The sequence below is a fragment of the Cupriavidus sp. SK-4 genome, assembly GCF_000611125.1.
In the GTDB taxonomy this organism is placed as follows: domain Bacteria; phylum Pseudomonadota; class Gammaproteobacteria; order Burkholderiales; family Burkholderiaceae; genus Cupriavidus; species Cupriavidus necator.
This window is the reverse complement of record NZ_JFJW01000035.1, coordinates 1-24,174: the sequence shown is the minus strand read 5'-3', so window position 1 is coordinate 24,174 and position 24,174 is coordinate 1. Positions and strand designations below refer to the sequence as shown.

The 24,174-nt window shown below is 63.2% G+C and carries 19 protein-coding genes and 3 pseudogenes; 15 read left to right on the top strand and 7 right to left on the bottom strand.

Annotation, left to right across the window (positions count from 1 at the left end):
- Window positions 1-310 precede the first annotated feature (310 nt).
- Both CF68_RS07290 and CF68_RS07285 read left to right on the top strand, forming a co-directional pair.
- On the top strand, window positions 311-1,351 hold the full coding sequence (locus CF68_RS07290) for a toxin-antitoxin system YwqK family antitoxin (protein WP_035817075.1): 1,041 nt from the start codon (window positions 311-313) through the stop codon (window positions 1,349-1,351).
- A 182-nt stretch (window positions 1,352-1,533) separates the two neighbouring features.
- Complete coding sequence (locus CF68_RS07285) at window positions 1,534-2,817, top strand: IS4 family transposase (RefSeq protein WP_235205691.1); 1,284 nt, start codon at window positions 1,534-1,536, stop codon at window positions 2,815-2,817.
- Between the two features lie 62 nt (window positions 2,818-2,879).
- Here CF68_RS07285 and CF68_RS07280 read toward each other — a convergent pair.
- Window positions 2,880-3,579: pseudogene (locus tag CF68_RS07280) on the bottom strand (helix-turn-helix domain-containing protein).
- A gap of 128 nt (window positions 3,580-3,707) precedes the next feature.
- On the opposite strand from CF68_RS07280, the pseudogene CF68_RS36055 reads away from it, so the two are divergent.
- Window positions 3,708-3,866: pseudogene (locus CF68_RS36055) on the top strand (DUF3088 family protein); the annotation flags it as partial.
- A gap of 254 nt (window positions 3,867-4,120) precedes the next feature.
- On the opposite strand, the gene CF68_RS07275 reads toward CF68_RS36055, so the two are convergent.
- On the bottom strand, window positions 4,121-6,466 hold the full coding sequence (locus CF68_RS07275; protein ID WP_035817071.1) for a molybdopterin guanine dinucleotide-containing S/N-oxide reductase: 2,346 nt from the start codon (window positions 6,464-6,466) through the stop codon (window positions 4,121-4,123).
- Window positions 6,467-6,672: 206 nt separating this feature from the next.
- On the opposite strand from CF68_RS07275, the gene metC reads away from it, so the two are divergent.
- From metC to CF68_RS07225, 10 genes are all read left to right on the top strand, one after another.
- On the top strand, window positions 6,673-7,902 hold the full coding sequence (metC, locus tag CF68_RS07270; RefSeq protein ID WP_035817069.1) for a cystathionine beta-lyase: 1,230 nt from the start codon (window positions 6,673-6,675) through the stop codon (window positions 7,900-7,902).
- A gap of 71 nt (window positions 7,903-7,973) precedes the next feature.
- Complete coding sequence (locus CF68_RS07265) at window positions 7,974-8,909, top strand: 4-hydroxy-tetrahydrodipicolinate synthase (RefSeq protein ID WP_035817067.1); 936 nt, start codon at window positions 7,974-7,976, stop codon at window positions 8,907-8,909.
- 19 nt (window positions 8,910-8,928) lie between these two features.
- A complete protein-coding gene (locus tag CF68_RS07260) occupies window positions 8,929-9,708 on the top strand; it encodes an SDR family NAD(P)-dependent oxidoreductase (protein ID WP_035817066.1) in 780 nt (259 codons plus the stop codon).
- 110 nt (window positions 9,709-9,818) lie between these two features.
- Window positions 9,819-10,850: a tripartite tricarboxylate transporter substrate binding protein gene (locus tag CF68_RS07255; RefSeq protein WP_235205690.1), complete on the top strand. Its 1,032-nt coding sequence runs from the start codon at window positions 9,819-9,821 to the stop codon at window positions 10,848-10,850.
- Between the two features lie 23 nt (window positions 10,851-10,873).
- On the top strand, window positions 10,874-12,178 hold the full coding sequence (locus CF68_RS07250; RefSeq protein ID WP_035817064.1) for a D-amino acid dehydrogenase: 1,305 nt from the start codon (window positions 10,874-10,876) through the stop codon (window positions 12,176-12,178).
- A 206-nt stretch (window positions 12,179-12,384) separates the two neighbouring features.
- The gene (locus CF68_RS07245) at window positions 12,385-13,440 is read left to right on the top strand and encodes a porin (protein ID WP_035817063.1); all 1,056 of its coding nucleotides are present in this window, start codon (window positions 12,385-12,387) and stop codon (window positions 13,438-13,440) included.
- 73 nt (window positions 13,441-13,513) lie between these two features.
- On the top strand, window positions 13,514-14,632 hold the full coding sequence (locus CF68_RS07240) for a Re/Si-specific NAD(P)(+) transhydrogenase subunit alpha (protein WP_035817061.1): 1,119 nt from the start codon (window positions 13,514-13,516) through the stop codon (window positions 14,630-14,632).
- A 22-nt stretch (window positions 14,633-14,654) separates the two neighbouring features.
- Complete coding sequence (locus tag CF68_RS07235; protein WP_011614742.1) at window positions 14,655-15,005, top strand: NAD(P) transhydrogenase subunit alpha; 351 nt, start codon at window positions 14,655-14,657, stop codon at window positions 15,003-15,005.
- The gene (locus CF68_RS07230; protein WP_035817059.1) at window positions 15,002-16,474 is read left to right on the top strand and encodes an NAD(P)(+) transhydrogenase (Re/Si-specific) subunit beta; all 1,473 of its coding nucleotides are present in this window, start codon (window positions 15,002-15,004) and stop codon (window positions 16,472-16,474) included. Before CF68_RS07235 ends, CF68_RS07230 begins: the two co-directional genes overlap by 4 nt.
- A gap of 135 nt (window positions 16,475-16,609) precedes the next feature.
- Window positions 16,610-17,482 carry an MBL fold metallo-hydrolase gene (locus CF68_RS07225; protein ID WP_084187111.1) on the top strand — a complete coding sequence of 291 codons (873 nt, stop codon included), beginning with the start codon at window positions 16,610-16,612 and terminating at the stop codon, window positions 17,480-17,482.
- Between the two features lie 108 nt (window positions 17,483-17,590).
- Here CF68_RS07225 and CF68_RS07220 read toward each other — a convergent pair whose 3' ends face one another.
- The gene (locus CF68_RS07220; protein WP_035817057.1) at window positions 17,591-18,298 is read right to left on the bottom strand and encodes a response regulator transcription factor; all 708 of its coding nucleotides are present in this window, start codon (window positions 18,296-18,298) and stop codon (window positions 17,591-17,593) included.
- A gap of 507 nt (window positions 18,299-18,805) precedes the next feature.
- Here CF68_RS07220 and CF68_RS07215 point away from each other — a divergent pair.
- A pseudogene (locus tag CF68_RS07215) lies at window positions 18,806-19,040 on the top strand (3-oxoacyl-ACP reductase); the annotation flags it as partial.
- Between the two features lie 133 nt (window positions 19,041-19,173).
- Here CF68_RS07215 and CF68_RS07210 read toward each other — a convergent pair.
- From CF68_RS07210 to CF68_RS07195, 4 genes are all read right to left on the bottom strand, one after another.
- Complete coding sequence (locus tag CF68_RS07210) at window positions 19,174-20,616, bottom strand: amino acid permease (RefSeq protein WP_035817055.1); 1,443 nt, start codon at window positions 20,614-20,616, stop codon at window positions 19,174-19,176.
- A gap of 41 nt (window positions 20,617-20,657) precedes the next feature.
- On the bottom strand, window positions 20,658-21,722 hold the full coding sequence (locus CF68_RS07205; protein WP_035817054.1) for a porin: 1,065 nt from the start codon (window positions 21,720-21,722) through the stop codon (window positions 20,658-20,660).
- A gap of 66 nt (window positions 21,723-21,788) precedes the next feature.
- The gene (locus CF68_RS07200; protein WP_035817053.1) at window positions 21,789-22,181 is read right to left on the bottom strand and encodes a RidA family protein; all 393 of its coding nucleotides are present in this window, start codon (window positions 22,179-22,181) and stop codon (window positions 21,789-21,791) included.
- A gap of 34 nt (window positions 22,182-22,215) precedes the next feature.
- A complete protein-coding gene (locus CF68_RS07195; protein WP_035817052.1) occupies window positions 22,216-23,418 on the bottom strand; it encodes an amino acid aminotransferase in 1,203 nt (400 codons plus the stop codon).
- Window positions 23,419-23,608: 190 nt separating this feature from the next.
- Here CF68_RS07195 and CF68_RS07190 point away from each other — a divergent pair, with 190 nt between their 5' ends.
- Window positions 23,609-24,076 carry an Lrp/AsnC family transcriptional regulator gene (locus CF68_RS07190; RefSeq protein WP_035817051.1) on the top strand — a complete coding sequence of 156 codons (468 nt, stop codon included), beginning with the start codon at window positions 23,609-23,611 and terminating at the stop codon, window positions 24,074-24,076.
- The last annotated feature ends 98 nt before the right edge of the window (window positions 24,077-24,174 follow it).

Below are 24,174 nucleotides of genomic sequence, written 5' to 3'. Positions count from 1 at the left end.
CTCAGCACACAGAATTCCTGACACCTCCGACCGAACGGCTGCTATCAGATTCTTGACCCAGCCTTCCGCCGACACCCTTCGTTACTCATCTGATTTCCTCGCTGTGGCCGCCCTTGCGGGTGGGACAAGTGGGTTCAGATGTATTTAGCTAGCGAGTCTTCCCAGCCTTTCGTGGGGTGCAACGGCTATTCGGAGAGTCTTACCATCTGCAGATTCCGTCATACGATCTAGCTGCCTTGCTCACTCAAGATTCACGCGCACATGCCGTAGAGAGACAGGTGGAGTTCGCCATAACAACCAACGGAAAGAAATGGATATCGAACTAGGAATCCGCAGTTTGCTGATCGTCGCAGCGGCGGCAGCTTTGTCTGCTTGTGGCGCAAAGGTGGACTGCAACAGTGACAGCGCTAAGAAGGATGCTTTGGAGATCATCCAGTCTCATCTCGACAATGCGGTCTGGTATAGGGAAATGAAGATCGCTATTACTGGCGATCCGAAGCTTGAGAACATCAAGACTGTCGAGAAGAGCGAAGATGGGTCTCAAGCTCGATGCAGGGCCAGCTACTCCTACACCTACAACGACAAGCCTCGCACGGTTGAAGTGCCATATAACCTGGCCTACTTGGAGGACAAGAAAAAGCCTGAAGTGCGCGTAGTCATCAGTGAGGTACAGGCAGGGCTAATGGGCGTTGTCATGACCGAGCGGCCGATCAAGAACGGAGAGGAAAAGATCTACGATCCCCAAAACGGGAACCTCGTCGCGCTGCGCCACTGGAACAAGAACGTTCAGGACGGGCTGCAAGAATCCTATGATCGTCAGACAAAGGCGCTGATGCATCAGTACACGGCTGTGGCCGGTAAGAAGGAAGGCTCCGAGAAGGCATGGATGGCCGATGGGACGCTGATAACTGATCTCACATGGAAGGACGGCAAACCGACTGGCTTCTTGATGACTGCGCGTGGAAGCGACCAACTGGTGTTCGTGAAGACCAACGGCTACGTCGTCACGCAGCTCAAGGACGGACAGAAGCAAGGCCAGCGCAAAACCTATGGTATTGGTCAGAATGCTGACTATCTAACGATGGTCGAAACTTTCAAGGATGACCAGCTCGACGGACCTACGGTGCGGCTTGATACCAACGGTGCGGTTCTCTCGCAAGTCTTGTATCGGCAGGGCCAGCTCGCAACGGACGATGAAGCCACCGCTAACGTTATTGGCGACTGCGTGGCGAACTGGGCAAACAGGTATCGCCGTGCATGGTCCTCGTCAAATCAGCGCGAGGTCGAGCAACAAGTCGTCTATCGAAGCGCTAGGTGGGAGATGGATTGCAAGGAGGGGCGTTTCCCATAAGCCCGGTTGATGCATTCCCTTATACACAAGTAGGACCGTCTCGGCAGCGGGACATGGAGCCTGAGGCTGCGGAAATTTCGAGGTAAGGGGTTGTTAACTTCGCCAGACTCGCGTTTACTCTCGGATTTTGGGCAGCAATGGGCAACGAGTCGGGGGCATGGGTGGACGAGGAATTTGAGAGTCTGGATCTTGGTGATCCGCGGCGGGATCGGCGCGCCAAGGAATTGCTCAAGCGGTTTGCGGCCCTGCCTACGGCGAGCATTCCGGGCGCATGCGATGACTGGTCCCAAACCATTGGGGCGTATCGGTTTCTCGGCAATGAGCAGATCGGTTGGCGGGACGTGATGCAGCCGCATTGGGAACGCACGGCGGACAGAGCCGCGCAGTTTCCGGTGGTGCTGTGCATCGCTGATTCGACCGAGTTGAACTTCAATGGCCAGGAAATGGAGGGGTTGGGGCCGCTGAGCTACGAAGCCCAGCGGGGCATGTTTTTGCATCCGACCTACGCGGTGACGCCTGACCGTGGACCGCTGGGGGTGATCGATGCCTGGATGTGGGCTCGGGAGCCAAAGGACACCGACGGCAACCGCGGCGGGATCAAGGAAAGCGTACGCTGGATTGAAGGGTACGAACGCGTTGCGGAGCAAGCCGCGCTATTGCCCCAGACACGGCTGGTGTATGTGACTGACCGCGAGGGTGATATTGCCGAGTTGATGGCACGCGCCCAGGAGCTTGGCCAGCCGGCCGACTGGCTGATCCGCAGCCAACATAACCGCAACCTTGCCGGGGGCGGCAAGTTGTGGGATAGCGTCGGCGCCAGCTCGGTACTTGGGGAGATCACCTTTATCTTGCCGGGGCGTGCAGGCCAGAAGGCGCGCGAGGTCAAACAGGAGCTACGCGCAAAACGTGTGAAGCTGCCGGGTCTGGTCGGCGCGGAGATCACCTGTGTAGAGGCCAGGGAGATCGGAGCGCCCGCAGGCGTCAAGCCAGTGGTTTGGCGGCTGTTGACGAACCGAGAGGCCCAGGACGCCGATGCTGTCATCGAACTTGTCGACTGGTACCGAGCCCGATGGGAGGTGGAGATGTTTTTCCATGTCCTGAAGACCGGCTGCAAGGTCGAAGCGCTGCAGCTATCGCACATGGATGGTGTGGAGCGGGCCTTGGCGTTGTATATGGTAGTGGCGTGGCGCATTGCCCGCCTGATGCGATTGGGCAGAACCTGCCCGGATCTGGATGCGTCCCTGTTCTTTGACGCCGACGAGATTCGGGGAGCATACGTGCTTGCCAAGAAGGCCCGCCCGAAGACACCGGTCACACTCAATCAGATGATTCGGCTGGTTGCTTCCCTGGGTGGGTTCCTTGGGCGCAAGAGCGATGGCGAGCCTGGCGCTGAGACGATCTGGATCGGCATGCAGCGAACCATGGACGCCGCGCTCACCATTCAAGCACTGCGGGAAGAGTCATGACTTGTGTATAAGGAAATGCCATAAAGGAGCGCAATGGAACTGGGATCCGCCATTGGCCGGAATCAATGCAGCGCAGATGTACTGAAATGTCGTCTGTAGCATCCGGGACTTGTTCCGAGCCGGATCCGGAAGTGATTGCGCAACGTGGCTGCGGCGCCGAACCCCACTTGCACCGCGATGTCATCCACGGACGAATCGGTGTCTTCGAGCAACACCCTCGCTCGGCTTGAACGCTCTATCAGCAACCACTCGCCAGGCGGCATACCCATCATACTGACAAAGTGCCGCTGGAACGTGCGGGCTCTCATTGCGGCTTGCCTTGCCATCCTGGCAATCAGCCAGTCTTCGTCCAATGTTGCGCGCACCGCGTCCACTAGGGGGGGCCAACGAAGCATTGCTGCGCTTCGAGACCGGCTCGGCAATGTACTGGGCTTGGCCGCCTTCACGGTGTGGCGGCATGACAAGTCGGCGTGCGACCTGATTGGCCGCGCGAGGGCCAAAGTCCCGGCGGATCAGATGCAGGCACAGATCGATTCCCGCTGCACTTCCGGCAGACGTCAGGACAAGCTCGGCCGAACACGTCGCAAAGCGATACCACGCTTTTCCCATTTCCGGTCTGGGCAAACCGAACACTCCAACGGCGCAGCCGTATTCAAAGAGGCTCAGGCCGTCGTAGACGACGACTGCGACAAGTCCCCCATTGGCGCCCGATTGCGATTCGTTCCTTGGCACGATGCAGATAGAGATAGGTATTGATGCCATCTCGCCGGATTTTGCACCATCTGCCTCGCGCCTCGCGCCTCGCAAGCGTCGAAACGTGTCAGTTTGACAGCGCCGGTAGCATGCCTGCCTGCTCGCAGGTGCTGTGGACACCATGCGGCGCACGGGCAAACCAGTCCGCCCCTGTTCTGGTGCTTGGCGCCGGACGGGAGCCGGTCGACAACAGCGTGGAGGCTTGCATGTACGGTCAAATGAGATTCATCGAGTCGCCCGACCATATCCGTCGATATCTATCGTCGCAATATGGCGTAGCGCGCTCAACTTACTGACCGCTGCACAACTCTGACTCGCGCACGCGAAGCAGGTGTAACAGGCTTCGCGCCTGGGCCAACTTATTGCCACGATTGAAGTTCACAACTGAGCGGCGGATGCGCGCGGCGTGCTGCGCCCGAACCGATGCAGCGCAGGGCGCGGGTTCCGACAGTTGGCGATGCCGAATAAAATATTGTGTATGTCTTGCGAGCTCTATCGCTGTGCCGATGACTTTTTTTCGCGAAACTCCATGTGCTTAAAGAAATGGTCTTCACCCCGCGCTTGAGCCGACGAGCGGCGACACCTGCGGCGCATCGAAGGCACGAACCTCCGGCGGTTCTCCGTTGGACCACGGCGCGATCTCGACCAGAGCGGAATGCGCGCTGGATCCCTGGGCCAAGCTGGAGGTGCCGCGGTCCATCGTCAGGACGTTGGGATTGCCGTGGCGCTCGAGCGAGCTGTCGTTCGCATCGAACCAAGCGCCGGTGGGCATTACCACGACGCCGCGCATCAGCGCATCGTCCAGACGTGCACCGGCCAGGCATGCCCCTCGCTCATTGAACACGCGCACGATATCGTTCTGCACAATGCCGCGCTCTGCCGCGTCCATCGGATGCATATGGATCGCCTGCCGGCCTCCAACCTTCATAGACATGGAGTGGCTGCCCGCGTCCAGCTGGGAGTGCAGCTTGTCAGCCGGCTGGGACGTGATGAGGTGCAAGGGCCAGCGCCGGGCCGCGGCATCGCCAAGCCATTCGGCGGGCGGCAGCCAGGACGGATGCGGAGGGCAATCCTGATAACCGAATTCGCTGATGCGCCGGGAGTATAGCTCGATCTTGCCGCTGGGTGTACTCAGGGGACGCCCCTGTGGATCAGCACGGAAATCCGAGAACAGCACGAAAGGCGTGCCCGGCTCCGGCAAGCCGGTCCACCCCTCCTCCCAGAACTGTTCAAACGGCGGCGCTTCGAAGCCTGCCCGGGCCCAGCGTTCCACCATACTGTCGTAGATATGGCGAATCCACGCGAACTCGTCGCGGCCTTCGGTGAACGCGGGCTCGCAGCCGGCGCGCAGTGCCAGGTCACGATAGATGTCGAAGTCGTTGCGGCTGCCGTACTGCGGCGGCAGCGCCTGATGCATCGCCAGCACGTACCGGTCTCGTGACGAGCCCCCGATGTCGTTGCGCTCCAGCGTCGTGGTGGCCGGCAGAACAATGTCCGCGCGCCGAGCGGTGGGCGTCCACCAGCTGTCGTGCACGACGATCGTCTCCGGCACCTGCCAGGCGCGCACGAGCCGGTTCAGGTCCTGATGGTGGTGAAACGGGTTGCCGCCGGCCCAGTACACCATGCGGATATCCGGATAGATGCCTTCACGGCCGTTGAAGTCGTAGCGCCACCCCGGGTTCAGCAACATGTCCGAAATACGCGCGACGGGGATCGTGCTGCGCGCAGGATTGGCACCCGCGCCCATTTCCGGTGCCGCAACGTCGGGCCGAGGCGTCCCGGCGCCGTTGATGGAGCCATGCCCGAACGCGAAGCCGCCACCCGGCAGGCCGATCTGGCCGAGCATCGACGCCAGGGCGATGCTGGCCCAGTATGGCTGTTCGCCGTGGTGCGCGCGCTGCAACGACCACGTGCAATTCAACATCGTGCGCTGCCGGGCGGCTTCCGTGGCTAGTTCGATGATGGTCTCGGCCGGCACTGCGCAGATCGATTCCGCCCAGCGGGCGTCCTTGGCCTGGCCGTCGTCGCGGCCCAGCAGATAGGCCGCGAACGCGTCAAAGCCCTCGCAATGGCTCGAAAGAAAATCCGCGGCGTGCAGGCCGCGCGTCAACAGCGTGTGCGCGATGCCCAGCATCAGCGCAGTGTCGGTGTTGGGCCGGATAGGCACCCATCGGGCCTGCAGGCCGTCGGGTATGTCAGCGCGCGTTGGGCTGACTACAACGAATTTCACTCCCGAGCACTTTGCACGTTCTATCCACTCTTGCGAGCTGTGCGCACCCGCGCCGCCGGAAGTGATCTGCGTATTGCGCAAGGGCAGGCCGCCAAATGCGATGAACAGGTCCGTGTGTTCAAGAATGCTGCGCCAGTCGGTTACTCTTCCCGTGACTGGCTTGTAGGTGCCGATCACATGGGGCAGCAGGAACTGCGCGGCGCCCCAACTGTAGTTGCCTGCCTGCGTGGTGCAACCCCCGCCTGCGAACAAGAAGCGGTGCGTCAGCGTGCGGGCATGATGCAGGCGCCCGGCGGAGGACCATCCGTAGGATCCGCCAAAGATGGATGCATCGCCATGGTCGGCGCGCACCCGTGCCAGCTCGCCGGCCACCAGGTCCAGCGCGGTGTCCCAATCCACCTCGACGAACTCATCGTTGCCCCGCTCGCTGCGCTCCGCGTTCTCGCGCTTGCGCAGCCAGCCGCGCCGCACTGAAGGCCGGCGGATGCGCAGGGGCGAATGCACCATGCCCGGCATGGATTGCAGGATCGGTGAAGGTGCGCTGTCGCAGGGAAACGGCTCGCACGCGACGAGCTTTCCGCCTTCTACGACGGCCGTATATGCACCCCAGTGCGAAAGCGTGGGAAAGCGGCTGCGAGTATCGGCTGCAGCAAGCTTCGTTGTCATGTTGGTCTCCTCCACCGAAATACAGGCGCCCGCTACGGGCGGCGCAAGCACCCAATGTTGGGCGGGCCGTGCGAGCATTTTTTTCTCTTTTGCACGGGATACTCCAGTGGAATGAGATGAATTTTCTCCGGACGCATCCCTAAGCTGATTGACATTCCAGCGGCGATCACAACACGAAAGCCGCACCGCTCAGCAACGGAGATTCGATGAAAGAAAGCACTCAGTTAGTATGCGCCGGCCGCCATCCGGAGCGTTTCGGCGGGGTCGTCAACACGCCGATCTTCAGGGCATCGACCATTCTTGCCGGGTCGATGGCCCAATGGGAGGAAATGAAGCGCGCCCGCGCCGCGGAAGAGCCTGGCGCGACGACCTACGGCCGCTACGGCACGCCCACGACCCACGCGCTGGAAGAAGCCGTTGCCGCGCTGGAAGGCGGACACCGGTCGCTGGTGTTTCCGTCCGGCCTCGCGGCGATCAGCACCGCGCTGACGGCGCTGCTGTCCGCCGGTGACCACGTGCTGATCACTGACAGCGCCTATTCGCCAACACGCGCCTTCCTGGAGCGCGTCCTGAAGCGGTTCGGCGTCGAAGTCGAGACCTACGATCCCGTCGGCAGCACGCCGATCGAGTCATTGCTGCGACTCAACACGCGTGTCGTATACGTCGAATCACCAGGGTCGGAGACGTTTGAGATTCAAGACATAGCGGCCATCTCGGCCGCCGCACATCGACATGGCGCCGTCGTGGTCATGGACAACACGTGGGGAACGCCGCTCTTCTTCAAGCCTTTCGCCCACGGCGTCGACGTTTCGATCCAGGCCGCCACCAAGTACATCGTCGGTCATTCCGATGCCATGCTCGGCGTGGTCACGTGCAATCGGGATACTTGGCCGCTGATCAAGCAGACCACGCAGGACATGGGACAGACCGCGGGCCCGGACGACATCTACCTGGCACTGCGGGGCTTGCGCACGATGGCGGTGCGGCTCCAGCGCCACTGGGAATCCGGCCTGCGCGTCGCCCAATGGCTGGAGCGCCAGCCGCAGGTCGAGGCAGTGCTGCATCCCGCACTGCCATCCCATCCCGGCCACGTGCTGTGGAAGCGCGACTTCACCGGTGCCTGCGGCCTGTTTTCCGTAGTGGTGCGCACGAACTCGAAAGCATCGCTCGCCGCCTTCATCGATGCACTGGAGCACTTTGGCCTGGGGGTTTCCTGGGGCGGCTATGAAAGCCTCGCCATCCCGTTCACGCCGGGAAAGAACTGCACCGGCGCGCGCTGGCCGTATCAAGGGCAGGCCGTGCGCCTGCATGTGGGTCTCGAAGACCCGCAAGACCTCATCGACGATCTGCAGCGCGGCCTGATGGCGCTGTCCGCGCATGAATCCAGCCTGGAGGCATTGCAGGACGTCCAGGCCGACCAGGCTTGTCCGACCTGAACGACAACGCAGCCTAAAGCCGGGTTTTCCCGGCACTTACCCCCCTACACCAATCCACGACGGAGACAGACATGAGCAAGATGAAGATTGAAGGATCCTTTGTTGCCCTGATCACCCCCTTTGCCAAGGACGGCAGCCCGGACTTCGGCGCCTTTCGCGAACTGCTGGATTTCCAGGAACGCCACGGCACTTCGGCGGTGCTGATCATGGGATCCACGGGCGAGGTCTCGATGCTCTCGCAAAAAGAGCGCGAGGCCATCATCGTGGAAACCGCGAAAATGAAGACCGGCAAGATGAAGCTGTTCTATGGCTGCACCGGCAACAACACCCAGACCACCAAGGACTATCTGCGCTTTGCCAGAGCCAACGGCGCGGATGGCGCCATCATCGCCGCGCCCGCCTACATCTGCGCACCGGAAGCCGATATCGAAAGCTACTTCCTGGAAGTGGCCGACGAGACCGACCTGCCCCTCGGCATCTACAACAACCCGCCGCGTGTGAAGACCGACCTGCATTGGGACAGCCTGCTGCGCATCTTCAAGCATCCCAACTATGTCGTCCACAAGGAGTCGACGACGCGCGTGGGACAGGTAGCGCAAGTGCTGCGCGGCGCGCCGGATGTCTCCGTGATGTGCTGCGACTCGCCCAACCTTGGCCTGGTCGTTCCAACCATGAGCCTGGGCGGCCATGGCACCGCGAACATGACCGGCAATATCGCCCCGGCGGAGCTGACGCAGATCTCCCGTCCGTGGACATCCCCCGACACCGCGGCCAGCTTCCACCAGGCCTACCTGCAGAACCTGCAGTTGCTGCACTACGCCTACTCAGCCATCAACCCGGTGGCGATCAAGTCGCTGATGAAGGCGGTGGGCCTGCCTTCGGGCGAACTGCGCAAGCCGCTCACCGGCCTGGAAGGCGAGCCCCTGCTGCGCGGCCTGCGCGTCATCAAGGAGCTCGAACTCGACCGGAAGTACGGCTGGTCGTCGCCGATGCTCAAAGCCGTTTGAACCGAACCGGGAGCGATCAATGGACCTCGGCATTGCAGGGCGCCATGCACTCGTCTTCGGCGGGAGCAAGGGCATGGGGCGCGCTTGCGCGCACCAACTGGCGGCGGAAGGCGTGAAGGTATTCATCGCCGCCCGCACGGAGAGCACGCTGGCCGCGGCGGCAGCGGAAATCGGCGCCGCGACGGGCGGTGATGTCCGCTACGTGGTAGCGGATATCACCACGGACGAGGGGCGCGCCGCCGCGCTGGCGGCATGCCCTGCCCCCGACATCCTGGTCAACAACGCGGATGGTGCCCCGCCCGGTGATTTTCGCCAGTGGACACCGGCAGACTGGCACGCTGCGATCGATGCCATGATGATCGGGCCGATCGACATGATCCGGCGCACCGTGGACGGCATGATCGAACGCCGCTTCGGCCGCATTGTGAATATCGTCTCGCGCAGCGTGAAGACGCCGCAGCTGGAACTGGGCCTGTCCAATGGCGCGCGCTCTGGCCTCGTCGGCTTCGTCGCAGGGCTTGCGCGCCAGACGGTTCGCCACAACGTCACGATCAACAACCTGCTCCCGGGCGTGTTCGCGACCGATGCCCAGCGCCACCACATCGAAGGCATGCTGGAATCGACCGGCAAGAGCTTCGAGCAACTCTGGAACGAACGCGGCGCCGACAACCCGGCTGGCCGCTATGGCCGGCCGGAAGAGCTCGGCGCACTCTGCGCCTTCATCTGCTCCGGGCACGCGAGCTATATCTGCGGTCAGAACATCCTGATCGACGGTGCAGCTTACCCCGGCACCTTCTGAGCCACCAGCTTCACCGAAGCCATTCCAAGGCAGCGCCGCCCGCCGCGCCCCACGTCATCGCGCGCGATGGCGCTGCCTTCCCTTGTCCAGCAAGTTACGTTGATCCGGCCATGCAACCACGCCCCCTCACCCAGATCCGTTCCCGCCCCATGCCCGTCGTACGCATGGGCATCTTCCTCCTGTCCGTCCTGACATCCGCGGGCGTCGCAAAAGCGGAATCCAGGCCTGACAGCGCCTACCCCGTTCGTACGATCACCATCATCGTGCCGCATGCGCCTGGCGGCTCGGTGGACGGCCTTGCGCGCGTGTTCGCGATGAAGCTCGGCCAGGAGCTGAAGCAGACCGTCATTGTCGACAACCGGCCGGGCGCATCGGGCCTTGTCGGGGCCGGCATCGTCGCCCGCGCGCCGGCTGATGGCTACACCCTCTACATCAACGCCTCGATCCACAACATTAATCCGATGCTCTATCGGAAGACCATCAAGTTCGATGCGGTCAAGGATTTCACGGCGGTCAGCATGCTCGCGCAAGGCGCGCTGATCTTTAGCGTGAATCCGCAGGTGCCGGCGAACTCGCCGCAGGCACTGGCGCGCGCCGTGAAAGCCAACCCCAAGCAGTACAACTTCGCGACCAGCGGCAACGGCTCCGCCGGCCACCTGGCCCTGTCCCAGTTCATGTATGACAGCGGCATCGCGGACCTGCAGGTGCCCATTGCCCTGTACAAGGGCGGCGGTCCGGCGCTGACCGACCTCATGAGCGGCCAGGCCCAGGGGATGATGGATCCCATGCTCTCGTCGCTGCCCGGCGTCAAGGCCGGCAAGCTGCGCGCGATCGCGGTGACCGGGCGCACGCGCAGCCCGTTGTTGCCGGACGTCCCGACCATGCAGGAAGCGGGATTCAAGAACTTCGAGTTCTATTCCTGGTATGGCCTGTGGGCACCGGCCAGGCTGCCCGATGGGATCAGGAAGAAGCTCGACAGCGCCTCGGCGAGGATCATGTCGTCGCCGGACATCAAGGATCGCCTCAACGGACTGGGATTCGAGAGCGCCTACAAGGATGGCGTCGAATTCGAGCAATATATCGACAGCGAAACCAGGCGCTATCGCGCGATCATCGATCGTGCACACATCACCGCCGACTGAATCCTTGGAACGGGGCAGCAGACATGCGCGTACTAGTGCTTGGCGCCGGCGTCGCCGGCATATCCGCCGCCTACCACCTGTGGCGCGACGGCCATGAGGTGACCGTGCTGGAGCGGCAAGCGGGCCCGGGGATGGGTTCGAGCTTCGGCAACGCGGGGGGCCTTTGCCCCGGCTTTGCCGGACCGTGGGCGTCGCCGGGCATGCCGTACAAGGTGCTGCGCATGGCCCTGCAAAAACATGCGCCGGTGCGCTTTTCGATGATGCCGGATGCCGAGCGCCTGCGCTGGCTCGCCAAATGGCTCAAGGAATGCAATGCGGAGCGCTTTGGCATCAACAAGGCACGCATGCAGCGCATGGCACACTACAGCATGCGCTGCATGCAGGCCTTGCGTGACGAAGTGCCGGAGCTCAACTTCGGCTTTCACTGCGACGGCACGCTGCAACTGCTCGAAACCGACCAGGAAGTCGAACTGGCACAGCTGGCCACGCGCACACTCAGCCAGTTCCAGGTGCCATGGCGAATGATGGGGCGCGACGAAGCCATGGCGCTCGAACCATCGCTGCGGGCGTCTGCCGCCGCATGGCAAGGCGCACTGCATCTGCCGGACGATGCATCAGGCGACAGCGCAAAGTTCTGCGCCGGCCTTGCCAGCTATCTTGCCCGTCGCGGCGTGTCGTTTCAGTACGGCGCTTCGGCAACCCGCCTCGTCCATGCGCACGGCCGCCTTCGCAGCGTCGAGATCACGCATGACGGGCGGACGGATCAGCGCCAGGCCGATGCCTGTGTGGTGGCGCTCGGCTGCCAGGCGCCCGCGCTACTCGCTACTGCAGGCCTGCCAATCCCGATCTATCCGCTCAAGGGCTATTCGATCACGATCCCCATTGCCGACACCGGGGCTGCACCGCGCATGGCGATCATGGACGAGCACAACAAGATCATGCTGACCCGCCTGGGCGACAAGTTGCGCGTCGCGGGAATGGCCGAGTTCGTCGGATACGACCTGTCAGTGCGCCGGGTCCGCACGGAACTGCTGTCGACACTGACGCGACGGCTCTTTCCACGCGGGCTCGACTATGCCGCGGCCACGTCGTGGGCCGGCCTTCGTCCGATGACGCCGGACGGGCCGCCCATCCTCGGCGCGACACCGCTGCAGGGGCTCTACCTGAATGCTGGCCACGGCTCCAATGGCTGGACACAGGCGTGCGGCACCGGCCGGCTTGTTGCCGACGCGGTTTCCGGCAGGCCGCCGGAGATCGACATGGACGGACTGACCGTGGAGCGCTTCGGCATGCACCGCGCCGGACGCGCGCCGGCTCGCGTGGCCTGATCCATTGACTTGCACGGCCGCCGCTGCCGGCGGCCCCGTTCGCGCCGAGTGCCATCGACGCGGATGGCAGCGCCTGCGTGACACGCACGGCAACCCGCTGAACCGCCATAGCCGCATCACCACTATCGCCGCATCGCCCGTGCCCGGGCGGTGGCGCGCGCTGCCCTGCGCGGGCAGCAACTCGAACATACCTACGGAGGAGAACGATGAAAACATCAGGAAAGTGCGCCATCGCGGCGTCAATGGGGTGCCTGCTCGCCGCGACGGCACAGGCGCAGTCGAGCGTCACGCTATACGGCGTCATGGATGCCGGCGTGGAGTATGTCAGCCATGCCGGCACGAATGGCTCGGGGTCCGCATACCGGGTCACCTCCGGAAACACCGCGGCATCTCGGTGGGGCATTCGGGGCAAGGAGGCACTGGGCGCGGACATGAGCGCGATCTTTGTGCTGGAGAGCGGCTTCCTGACGGACACCGGCATGGCCGGATTTGGCGGCCGCCTGTTCGGCCGGCAGGCATTCGTCGGTATCGCGGGGCCGTGGGGCCAGGTCACGCTCGGGCGCCAGAACAATATCCTGTTCGATTTCTTCATCCCCTTCGACGCGAACCGCTATGCGCCGTACTCCGTGCTTGCCCACGATGCGCAGTTCGCGGGGCGGGCCGACAATGCCATCAAGTACACGGGCAACTTCGGCGAACTGACCGTCAGCGGGCTGTACAGCGCCGGCTATGACTCGACCATCGGCAACGGCGGCGAAGTCCCCGGCGCGCCGCGCGTCGGCCAGGAGATCGGCGCCGGCGCCTCGTACACCGTCGGCAAGTTCGGACTAGCCATTGCCTATGACCAGCGCCGCGGCACATCCACGGCCACGGCGGGCAACATTGAGCGCCGCTACGCGGCGGGACTTCTCTACACCAGCGGCCCCTTCACGGCCGAGGCCGGATACCGGCTCCTGCAGAACGGACTGGGCGCGCCCGCTAGCCGCTCCCATCTCTACTGGCTGGGCAGTGCTTACACGGTAAGACCGGCACTGACGCTGCGCGCCGGCATCTACCGGACGGATAACCGTGTCTCGGCCGACGACGCCATCAGCTACGTGCTGCAGGCGGCGTACAACCTGTCGAAGCGTACGGAGCTTTATGTCAACGCGTCCTACATGGACAACGCGGGCCGCTCGACGCTGGGCGTGGCGAGTGCGACCAAGGTCGCGCCAGGCGTGGGACAGACCGGCCTGGCAGCCGGCATGAAGCATATTTTCTAGTCCCACACGTGGGGCGCGGCAGGTATCCCCGGCCGCCCGCCACCCACATCGATCATCATCCAAGGAGGCAGAGATGTACATAGGTATCCCGCGCGAGACGCGGGCCGGCGAGACCCGCGTCGCCGGCACCCCCGAGACTGTCAGGAAGTACGTCGCGCAGGGCCACAAGGTCGTGGTGCAGGCGGGTGCAGGCGTACGAGCCTGTCAGCCCGACAGTGCCTATGAGGCCGTCGGCGCGACCATCGGCACAGCCGCCGAGGCGCTTGGCGCCGACCTGGTGCTCAAGGTGCACGCGCCCGAGATCACCGAGCTGGCGCACATGAAGCCGGGCGCGGTGCTGGTGGGCATGCTCAATCCCTTCGACGCCGAGAACAACGCGCGCATGTCCGCCGCGAACATCACCGCCTTTGCGCTTGAAGCCGCGCCGCGCACGACGCGCGCGCAGAGCATGGACGTACTGTCGTCGCAGGCCAATATCGCCGGCTACAAGGCCGTGCTGGTGGCGGCGCACCATTACCAGCGCTTCATGCCGATGCTGATGACCGCCGCGGGCACCGTCAAGGCGGCGCGCGTGCTGATCCTGGGCGCGGGCGTCGCCGGCCTGCAGGCCATCGCCACGGCCAAGCGGCTGGGCGCGGTGATCGAGGCCTCCGACGTGCGCCCCGCGGTGAAGGAGCAGATCGAATCGCTCGGCGGCAAGTTCCTCGATGTTCCCTTCCTCACCGACGAAGAGCGCGAGATCGCGCAGGGCGTGGGCGGCTATGCGCGCCCGATGCCGCCGGACTGGATGAAGCGCCAGGCCGAACTGGTCCACCAGCGCGCGATCCAGGCCGACATCGTCATCACCACCGCGCTGATCCCGGGCCGCAAGGCGCCCACGCTGCTGCACGAAGCGACCGTGCAGCAGATGAAGCCGGGCTCGGTGGTGGTCGACCTGGCCGCGGCACAGGGCGGCAATTGCCCGCTGACGGTGGCCGACGAAGTGGTCGAGCGCCATGGCGTCGTGCTGATCGGACACACCAACCTGGCCGGCATGGTCGCGGCCGACGCCTCGGCACTGTATGCGCGCAATGTGCTGGACTTCCTCAAGCTGGTCATCGACAAGGACGGCCAGTTCACGCTGAACCTGGAAGACGACATCGTCGCCGCATGCCTGATGACGCGGCGCGAAGAACTGGCGCTGACCAGCTGAACCGGCAATCAAGGAGATCTCGATGGAAATGGTTAGCCACACGGTGATCAACCTGATCATCTTTGTACTGGCGATCTACGTGGGCTACCACGTGGTCTGGACGGTCACGCCCGCGCTGCACACGCCGCTGATGGCGGTGACCAATGCGATCTCGGCCATCATCATCGTCGGCGCCATGCTGGCCGCCGGCCTGACCGAGGGCTACGTTGGCCGCGCAATGGGGACGCTGGCGGTGGCGCTGGCGGCAGTGAATGTGTTCGGCGGCTTCCTGGTCACGCAGCGCATGCTGGAGATGTTCAGGAAGAAGGCACCCAAGGCGCAGCCCGAAGCCAAGGGGCAGCCTGGCGGCAAACTGGCGGAGGTAGCGCAATGAATGGCCTGTCGATGAATATGGTGACGCTGTCCTACCTGGGCGCGTCTGTTTGCTTTATCCAGGCGCTCAAGGGGCTGTCACACCCGACCACGGCGCGGCGCGGCAATACCTTCGGCATGGCCGGCATGTTGGTGGCGGCGCTCACCACGGTGGCGCTGATCTTCAAGCTGAAGAGCGAGCTGCTGTCCGGCGGGGCGGACCCGTCCGCGCCGGGCACCGGCCTGGCGCTGATCCTGGCGGCGCTGGTGGTGGGCGGCGGCATCGGTGCCTACGTGGCGAAGAAGGTGCAGATGACCAAGATGCCCGAGTTGGTCGCGGCGATGCACTCGCTGATCGGCCTGGCGGCGGTGTTTATTTCCGTGGCGGCAGTGGCGGAGCCTGCTGCCTTCGGTATCACGGCTGCCGGTTCGCATGACATTCCGCTGGGCAACCGCATCGAACTCTTCATCGGCTGCTTCGTCGGCGCCATCACCTTCTCCGGCTCGGTGATCGCCTTCGGCAAGCTGGCCGGGCGCTACAAGTTCCGGCTGTTCCAGGGCGCACCGGTGGTGTTCGCCGGCCAGCACTGGCTGAACCTGCTGCTGGCAGTGGCGATGGTGGGCTTTGGCATTGCGTTCTTCCTGACGCAGGCATGGATGCCGTTCCTGGTCATGCTGGCGCTCGCCTTCGTGCTGGGCGTGCTGATCATCATCCCGATCGGCGGTGCCGACATGCCGGTGGTGGTGTCGATGCTGAACTCGTACTCGGGCTGGGCGGCGGCGGGCATCGGCTTCTCGCTGAACAACCCGATGCTGATCATCGCCGGCTCGCTGGTGGGTTCCTCCGGCGCAATCCTGTCGTACATCATGTGCCGGGCGATGAACCGCTCGTTCTTCAACGTGATCCTGGGCGGCTTCGGCAGCGACGCCGCGGCCGCGAGCGGCCCGGCAGGGCAGGCCCAGCGCAATGTGAAATCGGGCTCGGCCGATGACGCCGCCTTCCTGATGGGCAATGCGGAAACGGTGATCATCGTCCCGGGCTACGGCCTGGCGGTCGCGCGTGCCCAACACGCGCTCAAGGAACTGACCGAAGTGCTCACGCACAGAGGCGTGACCGTGAAGTACGCAATCCACCCGGTGGCAGGCCGCATGCCGGGCCATATGAACGTGCTGCTGGCCGAGGCCGAGGTGCCCTACGACCAGGTCTTCGAGATGGAAGACATCAACAGCGAGTTCGGCCAAGCCGACGTGGTGCTGGTGCTGGGCGCCAACGACGTGGTCAACCCAGCGGCCAAGAACAACCCCCAGTCCCCCATCGCCGGCATGCCCATCCTGGAGGCCTACAAGGCCAAGACCATCATCGTCAACAAGCGCTCGATGGCGGCCGGCTACGCCGGCCTGGACAACGAGCTGTTCTACATGGACAAGACCATGATGGTGTTCGGCGACGCCAAGAAGGTGGTCGAGGATATGTTCAAGGCGCTTGCGTAGATCCCTGACCGCTCTTGCGCTCAACGTAAGCAGACTGCTGAAAACGCCGGCCTTGCGCCGGCACACCGAGACGCCATTTCACGGCGCTCCGATCATAAGCCCACGATGACACCAGCCCAAAATTCCTCGTCTTCTATGGAAGTCGACGCCTTCTTCGACCCCGATACCGGGACCCTAAGCTACATTTTGCTCGATAGCTCAAGCCGGCAATGCGCCCTTATCGACAGCGTGCTCGACTACGACCCGAAGTCCGGCCGCACCCGCACCACCAGCGCCGACCGGCTGGTAGCGCGCGTGCAGGAACTGGACGCGACCGTGCAATGGATTCTGGAAACTCATGTTCATGCCGACCATCTCTCGGCCGCGCCATATCTAAAGCGGCGACTCGGTGGACAGACCGCCATTGGGAACCAGATCACCACAGTACAGACGGTCTTCGGCAAGCTGTTCAATGCCGGGCCGGAATTCTCGCGCGAGGGGCGCCAGTTCGATCGGCTACTGAACGATGGCGATACCTTTGCCATCGGTAGCCTGCAGGTGCGGGCGATGCACACGCCCGGCCACACACCGGCCTGCATGACCTATGTGATCAGCGACAGCGACGGCCACGAGATGGCAGCCTTCGTCGGCGACACACTATTCATGCCCGACTATGGCACCGCCCGCTGCGACTTTCCGGGCGGCGATGCAGGCACTCTTTACCGTTCCATTGGCAAGTTGCTGAGCCTCCCGCCGGAGACTAGCCTTTACATGTGCCACGACTACAAGCCTGGCGGCCGGGAACTACGCTACGTGACCACGGTAGCGGACGAGCGCGCGAACAACATCCATGTGTGCGATGGCATCCCTGAGCAGGAATTTGTCGCGATGCGCGAGGCGCGGGATGCCATGTTACCGATGCCCGCGCTGATCCTCCCCTCAGTGCAGGTCAACATGCGCGCCGGCGAATTCCCAGCGCCAGAATCCAACGGCGTGCGCTATCTAAAAATTCCACTCGACGCGCCATGATGGTAGGAATGCCTTCGCTAGCGCCGTAGAGACTGGAAAAAAATGAAACGGACCAACTGCCCTCACCGCTGACCTTCCGGCGGGCTACGACCGACATACTGCATATCTTCATGTCTCAGGGGCCGCCATTCCGTCCGAACTCACCATATCCAGCCGGTATCCGTGCGCATATATGGTACTGAGCCGGACACCGTTCTCGGGGCCCAGCATGAGCTTGATCCGCAGGCGTGATAGATGGGTCGCTACAGTGCGGGAGTCCGGGCCGAGCTGCCTGCCCCAGACCATCCTTTCCATCAGGTCATTCGAAATCAGGCGACCGATGTTCCTGAACATGAAGATCGCGAGGTCGAATTCTCGGGGTGTAACTTCTAGCTTCAGTCCGCGTAGAAAGATGCTGCGCTTGCGCGGATCCAGCATATATGGGCCGACCTGGACTATAACGTCACCCATTCCATAGGTGCGACGTAACATTGCGCCGATCCTCGCCAGCAGAACTTGGGCGAGCGCCGGCTTTACAAGGTAATCGTCCGCTCCTGCGTCGAGACCGGCGACGATATCCTCATTCGAGACGCGGTTAGTCAGGAAGAGCACCGGCAAGTGGGTCCCGAAGGTTTGACGTATCCAGTAGATCAGCTCGATGCCGTCGATGTCCGGAAGGCGCCAGTCCAGCACTATCATATCAAACGGCTGCTTCCGCATAGCCTGCATCAGCGCACCACCTGTCGAGAACACTTCGCACTCATATCCTGCGTCGCGCAGGATTGAACGAATCCACTCAGCTTCTTCTACACTATCTTCAACTGAAGCAATCTTCATAGCTCACTCCCCCTCCAACGCGCAACAACTCCTTAACGCTCTGGGTAGTTAGCCTCATTCCTTTCCCAAAACTTCTATCGCGCTGAGATATCTAACGGCTGCGCTCGAGAAACCGGGAATCCCTGGCTGCAGCTGACCTCCCGCACCCTCAAGGCTTCTCGCCGATAAGCAAGACTACAATGCAAGCGCAGACCGAAATATTTGCAAATTGCAAAAATTGAAGGAGATGCTCAGCGGCATCACCCGGGCTGTCGGGTCGGCGCTACAAATCACTGCAAGGTTCACAAATAGGTCTCGCGCTCTTTCAGGCCGCCGAGCGCCACATCACCACGCGATTCACGTGCTCCGGATAGCCCAGCGCGTACTGCAGCGCGATGGCACCGCTGAGCGATTTGCCAGCACATTGCTTCGCCCCATCGACGCCGGGCCACTCATAGTCCGAATGGACGATGCCCGGGGATAGCGGCGTTGCGCAATATGCCTGCCGACTACACTGCGGACGCCCGCATGTCCGCTACATCGGAGCAAACGCCCTTATTCCTGCATCCGAACCTGCCGGTCGGGCGCTCCATTACCACGGCTGCGGGCTTGCGGCTGCACTGCCTGGACGCGGGCAGCGGCGAACCGGAAGTCTTTATCCATAGCGGCGAGCCGGGGGCGAGCGGACTCAGCAATTTCCGCTAACAACGTGCCCGCCTTTGCCGCGGCGGGCTTTCGCACCGTGGAGGTGGACTTGCCCGGCACTCTTTCAGCAAGCGGCTTACTTAGTTACGTCCGCGGAGTTGCGTCACCGATCGGCGGTTCGTGTTCTGGTAAAGCAGATTCGACGCAATTCGCGCAACTAATGCTTGCGCTGTGGAGCGCCCCTGCCAGCATCAGCCCGCGTGCGGCTCAAGCGGTTCGCTCCCGGTTGCCCGCGCCCGTTTCGCATACCAGCCGAAGTAGGCGATGCTCAGCAGCACGAGCCACGGCACGCCGAAGATCATAGTCATGCGAAACTCTGCGGTGAACATCGTGGTGAGCATAATGGCGAGCATCAGCGCGGCACCTAGCAGCGTCAGCGCTGGAAAGCCCTTCATGCGAAAGCGCAGAGGGGCATTGCCTTGCGCTTCCCACTTGCGGCGGAAGCAATAGTGGGTGACGAAGATCATCATCCACGTGAACATGGCCCCGAACATAGAAACCGCCATCATCAGCGTGAACGAGGCGTCAGGATAGACGACGCTCAGCACGGTCGCCAGCCCGATCCCCAGCGTCGACACCAGCAGCGCGGACAGCGGCACGCCGCGCCGGCTGACACGCCCAAATCGGGCGGGAGCATAGCCCGCGCGCGACAAGCTGAACATCATCCGCGTCGTGATGTACAGCTGGCTGTTCATCGACGACAGCGCCGCCACCAGCACGACGAAGTTGATCACGCCCGCGGCCCCGGGGATATTGATGGCCTCCATCACCTTGACGAATGGACTCTCCTCCCGGCCGGCGGCGGTCCACGGCACGATCGCCAGCATCAGCGCCAGCGTGAGCAGGTAGAACAGCACCAGGCGAATCATCGTGGAACGGAAGGCACGCGTGATCGCATGCTCCGGATCCTCGGCCTCGCCCGCGGCCACCGCGATCATCTCGATGCTCAGGTAGCTGAAGATGGAGATGATGACGGCCACCCACATGCCCCACAGGCCTTTCGGAAAGAAGCCACCGTTTGCGGTGTAGTGGTGAAAGCCCGCCACGGCCCCCTCCCCTGATCCGGCCACCGAAGCCGGCGCGCCGAAGACAACATAGGCACCGATGAGTATGAAGCCGACGATCGCTGCGACCTTGATGACCGAGAACCAGTATTCGACGGCACCGAAGATGTTGACGCTGAGCGCGTTGACCAGCACCAGCGCCGCGGAGAACGAGGCAATCCAGAACCAGCCAGGCACCGCGGGAAACCAGTACTTCATATAGAGCGCGATCGCGGTCACCTCCGTCCCGACAGCCAGCACAATGCAGGCCCAGTACGCGTAGCGCACGAGGAAGCCAGCCCATGGGCTGACATAGTGCTCCGCGTAGGCGCCGAACGAGCCCGAGGTCGGATGCGCCACGGTCATTTCCGCCAGGCAGCCCATCAGGATCAACGCGATGAAGGCGCCGATGGCATAGCTGACCAGCACGCTTGGGCCGGCAAAGCCGATGGCAAAGCCGCTGCCGAGGAACAGGCCGGTACCGATCGCGCCGCCGATGGCGATCATCGCCATCTGGCTGGCGTTCAGGGTCCGCTTGAGCCCCCGCTCCCGCTCCACGATTTGCTGAAAGCTCTGCGTTGACTTGCTCATGGTGTCTCTCTCCTTCTACTTTTGAACGTGAACCGCTAGGCTCAGAACACGTGGCGCATGCCAACGGCCACGCCGGTCTGGTTGCCGCGCCCCGGCAGCTCGGTGGCCGCTGCGCCGCTGACGCGGTTGTAGTCCACGGTGCCGTACAGCTGGGAGCGCCTGGACAGTGAGTATTCTGCGAGCAGCACGGCAGTCAGCCGCTTGCCGCTCTGGCCGGCCACGCCGTTCACGTCGCGGATGTTGTCGTGATAGACAACGCCCGTCATCGCCAGCGCGCCAGAAACCTGGTACGTCAGGCCCGTGTAGAACGTCATGTCCTTGCGCGGGTTGGCGGCGAAAGATCCGTAGCTGACGGTGCGCGAAGGATCGTTCAGCATGCCATCGACCATCCCGGTGGCGTCCTTGCCGCCGATGTAGCCGGCAAACAGCTTCGCCGGTCCGAACGCATAACGCCCCGCCACGCCCCACATGCGCTGGGTCTCGCTCGCGGCGTCCCGCATCTCCTGATAGACGGCGCCCACGCCGAGATTGCCGTGGTTGTACGCGACGCGCGCGCCCCAGTAGGAGCCCTGCTTCAGGTTGCCCGGCAACTCGCCAAGTCCGTAGCTGGCGCCGACGTTGAGGCCGCCGAACGTGCCGTCGTAACTGACCGCGTTGTCGATGCGGCCGCCGGTCATGAAGTACGGCCAAGCATTGGCCGTGTAATTGCCTACGGTCAGCGGATCGAATTCACCGAACAGGTTGAAGCCTTCGGTCGACTGGCGGCCGAGCTTGAGCGTGCCCAGGCCGCCGGACAATCCGACATAGGCGTGGCGGCCGAACAGGCGGCCGTTCTGGTTCACGCGCCCGTTGTCCGGATCGAAGCCGTTCTCGAGCCGGAACAGCGCCTTCGTGCCGCCGCCGAGGTCTTCCTCGCCCCGGAAGCCGAAGCGGCTGTTGGTCACGGCGCCGTTGGTCAGCTGCACGAGGCTGTTGTTGTTCGCGTTGGCATTGGTCGAAAACCGGATGCTCTGGTCAACGATGCCATACAGCGTGACAGTGCTCTGCGCACAGGCCGTGCCCGTCACCAGGCTACTCAGTACCAGCGGAAATGCAAACTTCTCCATATCCCCTCAACTTGATTTCGTTCTGCTTTTTGATGATGAAACGTTCGGCGGCGAGAAGAGCCGGGATCAGGCCTGCTGCCTGCTCGCCGGCAGCCTGACGTACGCCACAATCTCGATCAGCATGGCCGGATGGGCAAAGCCGGCCACCGCCACACTGGCCCGGTTCGGAAAGGGAGCGCGAAAGAACTCGCGGTACACCGAATCGATGACCGGCATGTCGCCCGGGGCGTGCATGTACACGAGCACCTGCGCGACATCGTCGAGCCGGCATCCGGCCGCTTCCACGGTCGCCGCGAGATTGCCGAACGTCAGCCGCGCTTGCGCGGTGATGTCGTCCCCGACGATGTTGCCGGCCGCATCGATGGGGCCATGGGCCGTGAACATCATGCCGTTGGCATGCGTGGCCCATGAGAATGGCTGCGGGGGTTCCGGCAAGGGGGTCTGAATGATGTCTGCCATTTGTCTCCTCTGCAGAATGCCCGTGTGCCGCTGTTCAGCAGCGCGCGCGCAGGACCGTCGCCATCGCATGCGCGACGTGCTCGAGATTGGTGTCGTTGAGCCCCGCCACGCACAGGCGGCCCGAGCGAAGCACGTAGACGCCGTGCGCTTCGCGCAGGCAATCGGCCTCCGGCCCCGACAGGCCCGTGTAGCTGAACATGCCGCGCTGCGTGGTCAGGTAGTCGAACGGCGCGCCGGGCAGGCTCGCCTCCAGCCGCTCCCTGAGCGAGCGGCGCATGCGCGCGATGCGTTCGCGCATCTGCGCCACCTCGGCAGCCCACTGTCCGGCCAGCGCGGGATCGCAGAGCACCGTCGAGATCAACCGGGCCCCATGGAGCGGCGGGCTCGAGTACACGCGCCGCACGGCCGCCTTCAGTTGCCCCAGCACGCGATTAGCCTCGTCCTCGTTCGGCGTCACGACGGAAAGCCCGCCGCACCGCTCCCCGTACAGCGAGAAGTTTTTCGAGAAGGAGTTGCTGACGAGGAACGACACGCCGGCATCGACCAGCGCGCGCACCGGCCATGCATCCTCCTCGAGCCCATGGCCAAAGCCCTGGTAGGCCATGTCGAGGAACGGAATCAGCCCGTGTTGCCGCAGCACCTCGATCAGTTCTGCCCATTGCTCGCGGGACAGGTCGATGCCGGTGGGGTTGTGGCAGCTCGGCTGCAGCAGCACCACGCTGCGTGCCGGCAGTCCGCGGATCGTCGCCAGCATTTCGCCAAAGCGAAGCCCGTTCGTTTGCGGGTCGTAGTACGGGTAGGTGTGCACCGCCACGCCCGCACCGGCGAACAGAACCTGATGGTTCTCCCAGCTCGGATCGCTGATCCACACGGCACAGCCCGGGAAGTAGAGCTTCAGGAATTCGGCGCCGATGCGCAGCGCGCCCGAGCCGCCGACCGACTGGATCGTGGCGACCCGTTTCTCCTTCAGCGCCGGGCTGTCCGAGCCGAACACAAGCTGCTGCAGCGCGTGCCGGTACGGCGCCATGCCTTCCATCGGCAGGTAAGTGTGCGGACCGTGCTGTTCGGCGAGCTGGAGCACCGCCGCGCCGACGCTTCCGAGCACCGGAATCCGGCCGTCATCGTCGTAGTAAAGGCCGATGCTGAGGTTCGCTTTCTGCCGTCGAGAATCGGCCTGGTAAGCCTCCATCAACGAAAGGATGGGGTCGCCAGCATAGGCGGGGATATGCGCAAACATTGGAATTCGTCGGGGTTCGGATTAGGAATGCGGACAGCAGCGGGCTTGCCTCTATCGCCATCCGCGGCGTCTTCATGGGAACGGAATCCTATCAAACGAAAAGACGAATGTGCTTGCGTTTATTGCTTGCTTTTATGTATATATCGAAGCTTAATCGGCTTTTTTAATTTCTAACGGTGGATTCTTCGAAATGGAACTGGACCAGACCGACGTGCGCATCTTGCATCACCTGGAAGGCAACGGGCGCATCACCAACCAGGAACTGGCGGAGGCCGTCGGCCTGTCGGCCTCCGCCTGCTTCAGGCGGGTAAAACTGCTGGAGGAGCGTGGCGTGATTGCCGGCTATCGGTGCGTGATCGGCGCGAAGCAGGTCGGTGTGGCCTTCGAGGCACTGGTACATGTCTCGATGCGCTCGGACATCGAGGACTGGCACGAGAACTTCGTGAAGGCCATCCACCGGTGGCCCGAAGTCGTGACGGCCCGTATCGTGACGGGCACGTCAAACTATGTGCTGACCGTGCGGACGAAAGACCTGGAGCACTTCTCCCACTTCGTGGTCCACAAGCTTCACAAGGAGCCGGGCGTCATGGCGATCAACTCGAACATTGTCCTGGAGACGCTGAAATTGCACGGCTCCGTGCTGGACTTGCTGGAATAACTGTTCGCTCGGCGGCTCAAGCTCTGGCTGCCAGCATTTCGTTCGACGGTTTCGCGCTGGGAGAGGTCACCTCATTACACACAACTCCTGGTGGCTGG

Bases quoted from the DNA above. Each gene is read 5' to 3' on its own strand.
- CF68_RS07275 (WP_035817071.1), bottom strand. From the start codon at position 6,466: ATGACAACGAAGCTTGCTGCAGCCGATACTCGCAGCCGCTTTCCCACG.
- CF68_RS07200 (WP_035817053.1), bottom strand. From the start codon at position 22,181: ATGGCAGACATCATTCAGACCCCCTTGCCGGAACCCCCGCAGCCATTC.
- metC (WP_035817069.1), top strand. From the start codon at position 6,673: ATGAAAGAAAGCACTCAGTTAGTATGCGCCGGCCGCCATCCGGAGCGT.
- CF68_RS07190 (WP_035817051.1), top strand. From the start codon at position 23,609: ATGGAACTGGACCAGACCGACGTGCGCATCTTGCATCACCTGGAAGGC.
- CF68_RS07230 (WP_035817059.1), top strand. From the start codon at position 15,002: ATGAATGGCCTGTCGATGAATATGGTGACGCTGTCCTACCTGGGCGCG.
- CF68_RS07205 (WP_035817054.1), bottom strand. From the start codon at position 21,722: ATGGAGAAGTTTGCATTTCCGCTGGTACTGAGTAGCCTGGTGACGGGC.
- CF68_RS07220 (WP_035817057.1), bottom strand. From the start codon at position 18,298: ATGAAGATTGCTTCAGTTGAAGATAGTGTAGAAGAAGCTGAGTGGATT.
- CF68_RS07250 (WP_035817064.1), top strand. From the start codon at position 10,874: ATGCGCGTACTAGTGCTTGGCGCCGGCGTCGCCGGCATATCCGCCGCC.
- CF68_RS07240 (WP_035817061.1), top strand. From the start codon at position 13,514: ATGTACATAGGTATCCCGCGCGAGACGCGGGCCGGCGAGACCCGCGTC.
- CF68_RS07255 (WP_235205690.1), top strand. From the start codon at position 9,819: ATGCAACCACGCCCCCTCACCCAGATCCGTTCCCGCCCCATGCCCGTC.
- CF68_RS07265 (WP_035817067.1), top strand. From the start codon at position 7,974: ATGAGCAAGATGAAGATTGAAGGATCCTTTGTTGCCCTGATCACCCCC.
- CF68_RS07260 (WP_035817066.1), top strand. From the start codon at position 8,929: ATGGACCTCGGCATTGCAGGGCGCCATGCACTCGTCTTCGGCGGGAGC.
- CF68_RS07225 (WP_084187111.1), top strand. From the start codon at position 16,610: ATGGAAGTCGACGCCTTCTTCGACCCCGATACCGGGACCCTAAGCTAC.
- CF68_RS07235 (WP_011614742.1), top strand. From the start codon at position 14,655: ATGGAAATGGTTAGCCACACGGTGATCAACCTGATCATCTTTGTACTG.
- CF68_RS07290 (WP_035817075.1), top strand. From the start codon at position 311: ATGGATATCGAACTAGGAATCCGCAGTTTGCTGATCGTCGCAGCGGCG.
- CF68_RS07210 (WP_035817055.1), bottom strand. From the start codon at position 20,616: ATGAGCAAGTCAACGCAGAGCTTTCAGCAAATCGTGGAGCGGGAGCGG.
- CF68_RS07245 (WP_035817063.1), top strand. From the start codon at position 12,385: ATGAAAACATCAGGAAAGTGCGCCATCGCGGCGTCAATGGGGTGCCTG.
- CF68_RS07195 (WP_035817052.1), bottom strand. From the start codon at position 23,418: ATGTTTGCGCATATCCCCGCCTATGCTGGCGACCCCATCCTTTCGTTG.